This is a genomic window from Lysobacter sp. CCNWLW3, assembly GCF_036697405.1.
Taxonomy (GTDB): domain Bacteria; phylum Pseudomonadota; class Gammaproteobacteria; order Xanthomonadales; family Xanthomonadaceae; genus Lysobacter.
This window is the reverse complement of record NZ_JBAHWA010000020.1, coordinates 26,528-38,851: the sequence shown is the minus strand read 5'-3', so window position 1 is coordinate 38,851 and position 12,324 is coordinate 26,528. Positions and strand designations below refer to the sequence as shown.

Sequence of the window (12,324 nt, the reverse complement as noted above, 5' to 3'; positions counted from 1 at the left end):
ATGCGACGGCTTCCAGGGTTCGATGGCCACGCGCCGCAAAGGTAGCCGCCACCTCGTTCGCGGCGCAGACGCGGGTCGCCGCTCATGGTTCGACAGGCTCACCGGCTCGGGAGCTGCGTCTAGGGCCCCACCGTAGGATGCGGTGAGCCATAGGCCAACCGCGTCGTCGCCATGACGACGACGCGCCGCAAAGGCAACCGCCACGTCATCGACGCAGCGGACGCGGTTCGCCGCTCATGGTTCGACCGTGCGCGCCACGAACGGCTCTGGCAGTCGCGAACGGCCTTGGGAATCGCGAACGGCTCGGGGAGTTGCGAACGGCTCTGGGGGATCGCAACGCCTTTTGGCGTGGCGACACAACCGCTCTTCCTCTCCCTTTGAAAAGGGGGACTGAGGGGGATTTGCTCTTACAGCGGCACGAGGAAGCACCTCTCAAGCCCGCATCGTCGCCATCGCGCGCACCGCCGCGGGCGGCCCGCCACACCAGACCGTCGCCGCCAGCCGGCGCCTCAGCGCCCGCCGGCAAGCGCGAGCACGGTCACAGCCCGGGCAGCGCAGGCTTGGCGCTGCGCACGACCGAGGTAGACTCGCCCGGTTCGCAGCAAGGTGAAGCATGGACAAACGCGTACTTCTGGGCTGCATCGCCGCACTGTCGGTGCTGTTGCTGGGCGGCCTGGCCGCGCAGCTGGCCGGCGCCAACAGCGAGGGCGGGCAGATCCTGCATACCCCCTTGGGCCGGGTGCCGATCGGCGATGTCCTGATGGTGCTGCTGGCGATGACGGTGGGCGGCGCGGTCGCGCGGCGCAAATTCCGTGCCGTCGCCGTGCTGATGGTGCTCATCGTCTGGCTGGCGATCCTGACCGTGCTGGTGGCGATGATCGCCCCGGACAGCCCGCCGCCGATGGCGTCCTTGCCGGCGATGCTGAAGTACAACGGCGCCGCGATCGCGCTGAGCCTGTTCGCGGCCTGGCTGGGCGCCACCATCGGCGAGACCCTGGCCAACCGCCGCGCCAAGACCGTCGCGTCCTGAGCGTAGCACCGCTGCCTTCTGTGGGAGCGGCGTGAGCCGCGATCGTGCGGCCCGTCGCAACGCGGCTCGTAGCTCGCGCAGCGAATGCAAAAGCGTCGCGGCTTACGCCGCTCCTACAGGGAACCGGCGCAACGCGCGCTGCCGGCTTAGGCGCGCGATCAGCCGCGCTTGATCGCGATCAGCGCCGACGTATCGGACTCGCCCATGCCGCGTTCGATCAGCTCGGCGTAGTCGGCCAGGGCCTGATCGATGACGGCGGTGCGAATGCCGCTGTCGCGCGCGATCGCCTGCACGATGCGCAGGTCCTTGAGCATGTGCGCGCACTTGAAACCGGGCGCGAACTCGTCGCGCAGCATGGTCGCACCGCGCTTGTCGAGGAACCAGTTGTTGGCCGCGCCGGCCAGCAGCGTGGGCAGCAGGCGCTCCGGGTCCAGGCCCAGCTTCTCGCCCAGGGCCAGGCCTTCGCAGACCGCCTCGTTGATGCCCGCGACCAGCACCTGATTGACCGCCTTGGTGGCCTGGCCGGCGCCGGTTCCGCCCATGTGGCTGATGCGTGCGGCGTAGGACTCGATCGCCGGGCGCGCGCGTTCCAGCACCTCGGCGTCGCCGCCGGCCATCACCGACAGCTTGCCGTTGCGCGCGCCTTCGACGCCGCCGGACACCGGCGCGTCGATGAAGCCGATGTTGTGGGTGGCCAGCATCGCCGCGCAGCGGCGCGCGGTCTCCACCGCCACCGTCGAATGGTCGACCACCACCGCTCCGGCCTTGAGCACCTCGGCCAGCGCGGCCACGTTCTCCAGCACGTCCGCGTCCAGCGACACGCACAGCGTCACCACGTCGCAGTCGGCGAAGTTCGCCGCCGAGCGCGCCGCGCGCACGTCCAGCTCCGCCGCCAGCGCGTCGGCCTTGGCCTGGGTGCGATTGCCGACCGCGGTCAGCAGCCCCTGGTTGTGCACGTAACGCGCCATCGGCGCGCCCATCGCGCCCAGGCCTATGAATCCGACTTTCATTTCAACCTTCCGTCCCGTGAGGGTGTTCAGACCTGCCATTCGTAAATCGTGAGCCGCGACGCACCGGTCAGGTGCAGCGGATCGGTATGCGCGAGCGCGGTCGCCGCGTCCAGGTCCGGCGCCAGCAGCACATAGGCGCCGCCGCTCTTGTCCGAGAACGCACCCGAGCGCTCCAGCCGGCCTTGCGCGCGCAGCGCGGCGATGAACTCGCGATGCGGTTCGATCGCGCCGGCGTCGAACGCCGGCTCGCGCATCGCCAGCACCAGATACTGCTTCATGCCCGTGGTCCCGCCGTCGTCACGCCAGCGGCGCGTCGCTGAGATAGGTGTAGCCGGTCAGGCCGGTCTCCAGCGCCTCGTTCAGGCGATCGGATTCCTCGCCCGACAACCGCGCCGCGGCGACCTTGTCGCGGTAGGCCTGGCGCAGATCCGACAGCTGGTAGCCGACGTAGTCCAGCATCACGTCGGTGGTGTCGCCGCGGCGCTGCTGCGCGATCCGGTAACCATCGCCGTCCACGCGCACTTCCACCGCGTCGGTGTCGCCGAACAGGTTGTGGATGTCGCCCAGGATCTCCTGGTAGGCGCCGACCAGGAAGAAACCCAGCCGGTAGCTTTCGCCGTGCTTGAGGCGATGCAGCGGCAGCGAGGTATCCAGGCCCTCGTTCTCGACGTAGGTCTTGACCGTGCCGTCGGAGTCGCAGGTCATGTCGGCCAGGATGCCGCGGCGCTCGGGTACCTCGTCCAGGCGCTCGATCGGCACGATCGGGAACACCTGGTCGATCGCCCACACGTCCGGAATCGACTCGAACACGCTGAAGTTGACGAAGTACTTGTCGACCAGGCGGTCGTTGAGTTCGTCCAGCAGCTCGCGATGGCTCTTCTCGTCGTAGTTCAGGCGCTGCCGCACCGCGTGCGCGATCGCGTAGAACAGGTCGTCGATGCGCGCGCGCTGGGTCAGGTCGATCTGGCCCAGCGCGTACAGCGACAGGCCTTCGCTGTGGTGATGCTGGGCCTCGTGGAACAGTTCCACCGCCGGGCGCCGGTCGAGCTCGTCGTGGATCTCGCGCAGGTGGCGCACCACCGCCGGCTCGTCGTCGTGCGAATCGGGGATGCGGCCTTCCGGCGCTTCCTCGACTTCCGACACGTTGGCCACCAGCACCGCGTGGTGCGCGGTCATCGCGCGGCCGCACTCGGTGACCACGCGCGGCGGGGTCAGGCCGTGTTCGACGCAGGCCTCGGCCAGCGGCTGGACGATGCTGTTGGCGTACTGGCCGATGCCGTAGTTGATCGAGCAGTAGCCGCGCGAGCGCGTGCCTTCGTAATCGATGCCCAGACCGCCGCCGACGTCCATGTAGCGCACCTTGGCGCCCAGCTTGGACAGTTCGACGAAGTAGCGCGTGGCCTCGCGCATGCCGTTGGCGATGTCGCGCACGTTGGAGATCTGCGAACCCATGTGGAAGTGCAGCAACTGCAGGCAATCGCCCATGCCGGCGTCGCGCAGCTTCTTCCACAGGTCCAGCACCTGGCGCGGCGACAGCCCGAACTTGGCCTTGTCGCCGCCGCTGTTCTGCCACTTGCCGGCGCCCAGCGAGGCCAGGCGCATGCGCACGCCCAGGCCGGGCTGCACGCCCAGGGCCTGCGCTTCCTCGATCACCAGCGCCAGCTCGGACGGCTTCTCGACCACGATGTAGGTCTCCAGCCCCAGCTTGCGGCCGATCAGGGCCAGGCGGATGTACTCGCGGTCCTTGTAGCCGTTGCACACGATCAGGCCGCCTGGCCGGCTCAGCGCCAGCACCGCCATCAGCTCGGGCTTGCTGCCCGCTTCCAGGCCGAAGCCTTCGCCGTGGTGCGAGGCCAGGGTGCCGGCCACGCCGCGGTGCTGGTTGACCTTGATCGGGTAGACCGCGGTATAGCCGCCGGCGTAGTCCCACTCGGCCTGGGCCTGCGCGAACGCGGCCTGCAGCTTGCCCAGGCGGTCGCCCAGGATGTCGGGGAAGCGCACCAGCACCGGCAGCTTGGCGCCGTTGGCGCGCGCGGCGTCGACGACCTCGGGCAGCGGGATCGACGGACCGCGCTCGCCGTGCGGCCGCACCGCGATCCGCCCGGCCGCATCGACATCGAAGTAGCCTTCGGACCAATGCGGGATCGAGTAGGTCTTACGGGCCTGATCGAGCGACCAGTCGGACATCGGCGTGGCACCAGTGGTACGGAGGGGACGCGCATTCTACCGTCCCCATGCCTCGATCCCGGCCATCGCTGCCTGAACGGCCGCGGGCGGCCCCACCCTGGCGCGAGCGGCTTCAGCCCCGGGTGTACACCAGCGTGCCCGGCATCGCCTTGATCCGCTTGGCCAGGGCGCGGTGGCTGGATTCGTGCAGGGCGACGATGCTGCCCGGCAGCTCCAGGCCATCGAGCACCTTCTGCAGCATCCCGTCTTCGGTCCAAGCCACCCCGCGCAGGGCCAGCAGCACCAGGTAGTGCGGAATGCCGGTCTCGTCGCCCTCGATCTGCTTGCGCACGATCCAGGCCCGCTTGACCTTGCCGGAGGCTTGCAGGCCCGCAACCGCGACGCCCAGGGCCTCGGCGTCCAGGCCGTGCTCGAGCAAGCGGTCCTTCTTGGCGTCGACCTCCTCGCGCGCGAGCACGGCGCCCTCGCGGCGCTGGTACAGGGCGCGCAACCGTTTGGCCGCCGCCTCGAACGCGGCCTCGTCGCCGACGCGGTGATGGTGCTGCATCAGCAGCTGCAGGGCCTGCTCGCTGAAATCCGCATCGAGCTCCATGGCGCGCTCCAGATGGGCCACGCCTTCCGCGTCCTGGCGGTCCAGCAGCAGCGCGCCCAGGCGGGCGACGACCAGGGCCGCATCCGGGCATGCGCTCAGCGCGGTGCGGTACAGCGGCAGGGGGTCGGCGTCCGGACGCAGACGGTGGACCAGGATCGCGTATTCGCCCAGCTCGGGGCCCGCCAGCGTATCGACGCGCGCCTCCAGCTCGGACAAGCGCGCATGGTCCTGGCCCAGGTTTTCGTGCTGTTGGCGCCAGCTCTCGGCGATGTGCTCGCGCCATTCGCGGCTGAAGCGCTCCTCCAGGGTCTCGCGCAGCGGCCCCAGCAGCGCCTCGGCGGCCGATTGCGCCGGCGCCGGCACCGATGCGGGCGACTGACCCAGGGCTTGCAGGCGCTGGGCCAGGGTCGGGTGGGTGTCCTCCAGGCCGGGCTGCTCGTCCAGCAGCTCCTGCAGGCGTGCCGCATCGTCGCTGCCGACGTGGGCGAAACTGCCGGCCATGTCGCGGAACAGCGCCTGCGGCGGCTGCGGTTGGGCCTGCACGCTGCGCTCCACGCCGGCCCAGAAATCGCGTTGCAGGCGCACGTTGCCCAGCCCTACGCGCTGCAGCGCCTGGGCCATGGTGGGCGCGCCGGTCACGCGCGCGGCGGTGGCGTCGGCGTCGTACTCCTGCGCGCGCGCCAGCACGAAGCTGTAGGCGTCGAAGTAAGGCGCATACCAGTTGAAGAAGCGCAGGAATACCGCGCCCATGCGCGAACGCCGTTGCGACAGCTCCTCCAGGAACCGGTACCAGCTCGCGCGCACCCGGTAGATCCAGCCCGAGAAGCGGCCATGGCCGCCGCCGAAATGGCCGAACTCGTGCGCGACCACCGCGGCGAACTGCTCGCGGCTGAGCAACTGCATCAGCGGCAGGCCCAGCACCAGGTAATGGGTATGCCCGAACAGGCCCAGCATGCACGGCACGCTGGCGGCGCCGGCATTGAGGTTCGGATCGATCAGGATCTGCTTCAGCGGCGGCGCCCCGGTCTGCTCGCGCAGGCGCTCGATCTCGGCGCGCAGCGCCGGCGCCTCGTCCGGGCCCAGCACGTAGCCGCTGGGCGGCTCGAACTTCACCCACAGCGCCTTGAGCACGAACCAGCCGAACGCGACCGGTATCCAGATCACTTTCAGCAGCTTGAGCAGCAGGATCGGGCTGATCGCCAGCAGCGCCAGCACCAGGCCGGCCGACATGCCCAGCGCCAGCAGCACCGTGCCGCCCAGCACCGCGAATCCCAGGCCCGCCAACAGGGCCAACTTGAACTTGTAGCGTCCAGGCGCCTGCTGCGCCTCCCGCTCCAGGCGCTCGACCAGCCCCTGGTACCGCGCGACCGATGCCATCCCTGCAGCCCCCTGCTCCGCCCCCGTGCCTGCGGCCATTTTAGGACAGGCCGGGCGCCTCACGCCCGGTCCGTTACAATGCCGCCCCCCGCCCTGGCGCAGCGCCCGCACGTCGTGGCGCAGCGCGGCCGTCATCGGCGACGGCTACCTTGGCAGGCGCGTCCCACTTCTTCTGGAATCACCCGCATGAGCAGCTCCGACACCTGGCATTACGAGAACTTCGAGCGCGCCGGCTCGGCCATCGGCTATCGCATCACCCGCAAGCTCGACGAGGTCCAGTCGCCGTTCCAGAAGATCGAGATCTTCGAGAGCACCGACTGGGGCAACCTCATGCTGATCGACGGCGCGATGATGCTGACCACGCGCGACAACTTCCTCTACCACGAGATGATGTCGCACCCGGCGCTGTTCACCCATGCCGCGCCCAAGAACGTGGTCATCATCGGCGGCGGCGACTGCGGCACCCTGCGCGAAGTGCTCAAGCACCCCGGCGTCGAAGAAGCCGTGCAGTGCGATATCGACGAGCAGGTCACGCGCATGGCCGAGAAGTGGTTCCCGGAACTGTGCGAGCGCAACGGCGACGCGCGCGCGCAGCTGCTGTTCGACGACGGCATCGCCTACATGGCCAACCGCGCGCCGGGCAGCGTCGACATCATCATCGTCGACTCCACCGACCCGGTCGGCCCGGCCGAAGGCCTGTTCAACAAGGCCTTCTACGAAAGCTGCTTCCGCGCGCTCAAGGACGACGGCATCCTGGTCCAGCAGTCGGAATCGCCGCTGGTCCTGCTCGACCTGATCAAGGAAATGCGCGGCGAAATGGGCAAGGCCGGCTTCGCCCGCTTCCAGACCCTGCCGTTCCCGCAGCCGTGCTACCCCACCGGCTGGTGGAGCTGCACCCTGGCGCGCAAGTCCGGCGGTTTCGATTTCCGCGACGCCGACGCGCGCGGCAAGGGCTTCGACACCCTGTACTACAGCGCCGACATCCACCGCGGCGCGCAGACCCTGCCGCCGTTCGTGGCCCAGGCCCTGGGCGAAGCCTGATCCGGCATCGGGCGCGGCCGGGCGCAGGCCCGGTCACGCGCCCGATACGCGGCCACGCGGCGGCCTGGCGGCCGCCGCGGTTCCCGCCTGGCCGCGCTTAGCGGAACGCCGCCATCGCCGCCGCGCGTTCGCGCATGACCCGCTCGTTGTCGCGCGTGCTGGTGCCCAAGGGCCGGCTCACGCCGCCGGAGACGTAGCTTTGGTCGGTGGTCGAGAAGTAGCCGATGCGCGGCTGCGGATTCGCATTCACCGCCATGATCGTGCGGAAATTGCCGGACGTATTGACGTAGCCATGACCGTACGAGAACGGCGTGGTGCTCGGATCGTTGTCGTGGCGGGCGCCGAACAGGTGCGCCGCCTCGTGCACGAAGGTATACGTGCTGCAGCTTTGGTTCTGCACGAAGAAGCCGCTGCTGGCGGTCGCGCCGATCACCGAGGCCTGGCCGCACAGGCCCGCGCCGCTGCTGCTTTGCAGGCCGTCGCGGACGACCAGGGTCACCAGGTCGGCGGCGGTGCTGTCGCGCTCGGTGGTCGAGTAAGCGTCGTACCAACCATCGCTGGTACCCCTGATGCGCGACAGCAGGGTGCCGGAGTCGTCGGTCGACTGCGCCTGACTGGTGAAGCGCACCCCCGCGCTTTCGAATCGCAGCGGCAAGGCGTTGTTCGCGAACGCGGTGTTCGACTGGGCGATGAAGAACGCGGCGCGATCGTTCGCCGAATTCTGCCCGCCCAGCTCGCTGACGGCTTCCGGCGTATAGACCTGCAGGATGCGCACGACCGTATCGGCCAGCAACGCGGTCGCCGCCGTACGGCCGCCGGCGCCGCGGTCGGCTTGCTGCGCCAGATCGACCTCGGCCGGCGTGTCGTCCGCTCCCTCCAGGCTGGCCAGTTCGCGCTTGACCATGTACTGCCGCTTTCCGTCTTCCGACGTCAGGATCTCGTACACCTCGCCCGTGGCGGCGGTGATCTGCCCGGTGACGCGCTCGCCGCGCACGACGAACAGGGCGGTGGACGGCGGCTGCGCGCCGAGCCTGAGCTGGCCGTTGGGTAGCAGTTGATCGGCGCCCGACCATACGACATCGCCGGCGGCGGTGCGGTAGGACTTCGCCAAGCGCATATGCAGGCGCGCGCCTTCCGGCATGCTCAGCATCAGCTCGCGCTGCGCGCCGACCAGCGCCTTGCGATCGACGGACACGGATGCCGCCCAGTGCGCGCTCTTGTCGCGCAGCATGTTCTGGACGCTCGCGGGCGCGGCGACGACGGCCTTGGAAGAGTGGGCCTGGAACAGTTCCGGCACCGCCGCGGATTGCGCACCGGCGACATTGACCGTGGCGGCCACCAGACCGGCGATGGACATTACCAATACTGCTTTCTGCATTTGAAGATCCCCTTGAGCACAGCAACGATGATGGGCGTCGGGAGCGACCGCGGTCGCCCGCTTCGTTCATGGCCGTATCGCCGCGTTCGCGCTATTGCAGTCGCGTGGGAATGCGATCGAACCGCCTTGAACCGTACCGAGCTTAGGCACGACGCGTTCGACCGAAACAGATTGGAAACCCCTCATTTCCGCTTGCAAGCTGCAACGAAAATCACACATTGCCGCATCGAAGAAAAGAGCGGCACAGAAGATACGTATCAAGTGAGCAATCATCGCAAGCGCAGGCGGATACGCCGAATGCGAACGACGCCGATACCTTGCGCATCCGCTGCAGGCAGCCCGCCTGCGGTAGCCCCATCCGCTGCGACTGAGCCACGCCGTGAGCGCCCGCGCCTCAGCCGCCGCATAAAAAACCCTGCAACGATGCGGGGTTTTCTTTGTCCGCGAGGCCTTGCGCTCTACTTCGAGCGCGGCTTACGCGGTTCCATCTAGCCGATCTCGCCGACCGCATCTTGCGCACGCGCATGCGCATGCGCCTGGCCTGCGGTTTTCGTCTCGGACATCGCGCAGCGCATCGAAGCATCGGTTCCCCGCGCGCCGCCGCACCCCCGCCATCGAACGGCTCGGTCGTGGCCGGACGCAGACGCTCCAGGCCCTGCGTTGGCGCCATGGTACTGCAGCGTGTTTATCCGCCGCCGATCCAGCGCATCGCGGCAAGATTGAGCGCGTAGCCGCCCACCGTCAGCAGCCCGAACAGCGCCGCCGCCAACAGCAAAGGCCGGGGTCCGGCCTCACGGATCGCGCCGATCCGGGTGCGCAGGCCGAGCGCGGCCATCGCCATCGCCAGCAACGCGGTATCCACTTGCACGATCGCCCCCACCCAGGCCGGAGGCAGCCGAACCAAGGAATGCAAGCCGCTGACCGCGATGAAGGCCAGCGCGAACCAGGGCATCGCAAGCTTGCCGCGCGCGCGCCCATCGCCGCGCCCGGCGACGCGCGCCGACAGCAGCAGCAGGAACGGCGCCAGCAGCATCACCCGCAGCATCTTCTCGATCACGGCGGTCGAGGCCGCGGTCTCGCCGATCGCGCGGCCGGCCACCACCACCTGCGCGACCTCGTGCACGGTCGAACCGACATAGAGACCGTAGGCGTGCTCGCTCATGCCCAAGTGCGGATACAGCCAGGGGTAGACGAACATGCCGACGGTGCCGAACACCACCACCGTCGCCACCGCCACCGATACCTGGTGCGCGCGTGCGCGCAGGACCGGCTCGGCCGCCATCACCGCGGCCGCGCCGCAGATCGCGCTGCCGGCGCCGATCAGCATCGCGGTCTCGCGGTCCAGCTTCAGCCAGCGCGTGCCCAGCCAGACCGCGCAGGCGAACACCGACGCCACCACCACCGCATCCACCGCCAGGCCCGCCACGCCGACCGCGGCCAGGTCCTGGAAGCCGACCCGGAACCCGTACAGCACGATGCCCAGGCGCAGCAGCCGGCTGCGACACAGATCGACACCCGGGCCGGCGAGCGCGGCGATGCGCGCGAAACCGCTGTTGCCGACCGCGATGCCCAGCACGATCGCCAGGGTCAGCGCGCTCAGGCCCAGCCCGCGCAGCGGCGCCCATTCGGCCAGGCCCCAGGCCAGGGCGGCCAGGGCGGCGGCCAGCGCCAGGCCGGGCGCCCAGGCTTTCGCCCGCCGCAACGCCGAGACCTCCCGGGGCGGGGTCGGGGCAGCGGTTTCGCAGGCAGACGACACAGGGCACTCCGGCGCCATGCGCCTGACGAAATCGGCGCCACCTTAGGCCCGCCACCGGCGAGCGTCCAATACATATAATTCAATGATCCATGAACTGAACTCATAGTTATGAACCTGCACCTGCTGCGCAGCTTCCTCACCGTGGTCGAGACCCAGAGCTACTCGCGCGCCGCCCAAGCCTTGTTCGTGAGCCAGTCGGCGGTGTCCAAGGCGGTGCGCGAACTGGAACACCAGCTCGACCTGCCGCTGCTGGAACGCGGCGGCGCCGACGGCAAGTCGCAGCGCGCAGTGGTGCTGACCGAGCACGGCCGCGCCGTGTTCGAACATGCGCGCGCGATCTTCGCCCTCGAACGCGCCGCCAGCGAAGACGTCCGCGACCGCGTCGAGCTGCGCCAGGGCCGGCTGCGCATCGGCGCCAGCACCACGGTCGCCGCGTACTGGCTGCCGCAGACGCTCGCCGCGTTCGCGCGCCGCCATCCCGCGCTGGAATTGGAGTTGGTGGTCGCCAACACCGACGAGGTCGGCCGCGCGCTGGTCGATTGCCGGGTCGATGTGGGCTACGTCGAAGGCGAAGTCGATGACGCGCGCATCGCGGCCACGCTGTGGCGCACCGAACCGCTGCGGCTGATCGCAGCCGGCGATGGCGCGGCCGCCCGCGCCGGGCGCAGCACGCCCGGCGCCTTGGCGGCGCAGACCTGGCTGCTGCGCGAGCCAGGCTCCGGCACTCGCCAGGCCGCGCAGGCCTGGTTCGAGGCCCAGGGCATCGTGCCTGCGCGCGTCGTCGAGATCGGCAGCAACGAAGCCATCGCGCGCGCGGTCGCCGCCGGCGCCGGCATCGCCCTGCTGCCGGAAACCGTGGTCGCCGATCTGCTGGCGATGGGGCGGCTGCAAGCGCTCGCCTTGGCGGGCGGCGCCAACGCGGTCACGCGACCGTTGTATCGGTTGGAACTGGTCAACCGGCCGCAAGCCCCGGCCTTGCGCGCCTTTCTGGCCCTGGATGCGCAGTCGCCGCCGGCGGCGAGCGGGCGCCGCCGGTAGGCGACACGCACCGCTTTCGCGGCGGCATGTTGCTACAGCGCGTCGCCGTCCATTTCGCCGGTGCGGATGCGCACCGCGCGCTCCAGATCCCAGACGAAGATCTTGCCGTCGCCGATCTTGCCGGTGCCGGCCGCCTTCATGATCGCCTCGACCACGCCGTCGACCTGCTCGTCCGTCACCGCCACCTCGAGTTTGATCTTGGGCAGGAAGTCGACCACGTATTCGGCGCCGCGGTAGAGCTCGGTATGGCCCTTCTGGCGGCCGAAGCCCTTGACCTCGGTGGCGGTGATGCCGGCCACGCCCGCTTCGGCCAGGGCCTCGCGCACGTCGTCCAGCTTGAACGGCTTGATCACCGCCATGACCATCTTCATCGTCGCTCTCCGGTTCCCATCCGCGCACGCGGCGCGCCTCGTCTGGGCGGCAGCATAGCCGAGGCGCAGGCTGCGGCCCTATCCCGTCGGCGTTCACGCGGTCTTCGCCCGGGCGCAGCCGAGGATGGTCTACCTCGCGTCCGCGACCGCCGCCGTGGTGTAATGCCTCACCGCAATGTCGGATTTTTCTGACAGCGCGGCGCGGCCCGCACCGACGGCGCCGTCCCGGCCACGAGGCCATGCTGGCCACGTCCCCCGGATTGAGTCCCGACCCGATGATCGACCTGAACCATATCGACGACCTTGCCCGCCGCCTCGGCTCGCTGTTGCCGCCGGGCGTGCGCGAAGGCCGCGAGGAAATCCAGCAGAACTTCAAGGCCGTGTTGCAGAGCGGGCTGGCCAAGCTCGACCTGGTCACGCGCGAGGAATTCGAAGTGCAGCGCGCGGTCCTGCTGCGCACGCGCGAGAAACTGGACGAACTGCAGCGCACCGTGGCCGAGCTGGAAGCCCAGCTGGGCCAATCCACGCCGCCCCAACACTGAGG

The 12,324-nt window shown here is 69.6% G+C and carries 12 protein-coding genes; 5 read left to right on the top strand and 7 right to left on the bottom strand.

The window, feature by feature from the left end; all coding sequences use genetic code 11:
• Positions 1-171 precede the first annotated feature (171 nt).
• Both V1318_RS19580 and V1318_RS19575 read left to right on the top strand, forming a co-directional pair.
• The gene (locus V1318_RS19580) at positions 172-381 is read left to right on the top strand and encodes a hypothetical protein (protein WP_332941449.1); all 210 of its coding nucleotides are present in this window, start codon (positions 172-174) and stop codon (positions 379-381) included.
• A gap of 232 nt (positions 382-613) precedes the next feature.
• On the top strand, positions 614-1,030 hold the full coding sequence (locus tag V1318_RS19575; protein WP_332941448.1) for a hypothetical protein: 417 nt from the start codon (positions 614-616) through the stop codon (positions 1,028-1,030).
• Positions 1,031-1,188: 158 nt separating this feature from the next.
• On the opposite strand, the gene V1318_RS19570 is transcribed toward V1318_RS19575, so the two are convergent.
• From V1318_RS19570 to V1318_RS19555, 4 genes are all read right to left on the bottom strand, one after another.
• On the bottom strand, positions 1,189-2,040 hold the full coding sequence (locus V1318_RS19570; RefSeq protein ID WP_332941447.1) for an NAD(P)-dependent oxidoreductase: 852 nt from the start codon (positions 2,038-2,040) through the stop codon (positions 1,189-1,191).
• A 26-nt stretch (positions 2,041-2,066) separates the two neighbouring features.
• Positions 2,067-2,318, bottom strand: coding sequence for a YciI family protein (locus tag V1318_RS19565; RefSeq protein ID WP_332941446.1), 252 nt, complete (start codon positions 2,316-2,318; stop codon positions 2,067-2,069).
• Between the two features lie 19 nt (positions 2,319-2,337).
• Complete coding sequence (speA, locus tag V1318_RS19560; RefSeq protein WP_332941445.1) at positions 2,338-4,227, bottom strand: arginine decarboxylase; 1,890 nt, start codon at positions 4,225-4,227, stop codon at positions 2,338-2,340.
• A 112-nt stretch (positions 4,228-4,339) separates the two neighbouring features.
• Entirely contained in the window at positions 4,340-6,196 is a 1,857-nt protein-coding gene (locus V1318_RS19555; RefSeq protein WP_332941444.1) for a M48 family metalloprotease, read from the bottom strand.
• A 186-nt stretch (positions 6,197-6,382) separates the two neighbouring features.
• Here V1318_RS19555 and speE point away from each other — a divergent pair, with 186 nt between their 5' ends.
• Complete coding sequence (gene speE, locus V1318_RS19550) at positions 6,383-7,237, top strand: polyamine aminopropyltransferase (RefSeq protein WP_332941443.1); 855 nt, start codon at positions 6,383-6,385, stop codon at positions 7,235-7,237.
• Between the two features lie 97 nt (positions 7,238-7,334).
• Here the strand turns inward: speE and V1318_RS19545 are convergent, their stop codons facing one another.
• Both V1318_RS19545 and V1318_RS19540 read right to left on the bottom strand, forming a co-directional pair.
• Positions 7,335-8,594: a M12 family metallo-peptidase gene (locus V1318_RS19545; protein WP_332941442.1), complete on the bottom strand. Its 1,260-nt coding sequence runs from the start codon at positions 8,592-8,594 to the stop codon at positions 7,335-7,337.
• A 706-nt stretch (positions 8,595-9,300) separates the two neighbouring features.
• Entirely contained in the window at positions 9,301-10,317 is a 1,017-nt protein-coding gene (locus V1318_RS19540; RefSeq protein ID WP_332941441.1) for a putative sulfate exporter family transporter, read from the bottom strand.
• 162 nt (positions 10,318-10,479) lie between these two features.
• Between V1318_RS19540 and V1318_RS19535 the strand changes: the two genes are divergently transcribed.
• Positions 10,480-11,409, top strand: a complete 930-nt coding sequence (locus V1318_RS19535) for a LysR substrate-binding domain-containing protein (protein WP_332941440.1) — start codon at positions 10,480-10,482, stop codon at positions 11,407-11,409.
• Between the two features lie 32 nt (positions 11,410-11,441).
• On the opposite strand, the gene V1318_RS19530 is transcribed toward V1318_RS19535, so the two are convergent.
• Complete coding sequence (locus V1318_RS19530; RefSeq protein WP_056176848.1) at positions 11,442-11,780, bottom strand: P-II family nitrogen regulator; 339 nt, start codon at positions 11,778-11,780, stop codon at positions 11,442-11,444.
• 275 nt (positions 11,781-12,055) lie between these two features.
• Here V1318_RS19530 and V1318_RS19525 point away from each other — a divergent pair, with 275 nt between their 5' ends.
• Positions 12,056-12,322, top strand: a complete 267-nt coding sequence (locus V1318_RS19525; protein WP_332941462.1) for an accessory factor UbiK family protein — start codon at positions 12,056-12,058, stop codon at positions 12,320-12,322.
• Positions 12,323-12,324 lie beyond the last annotated feature (2 nt).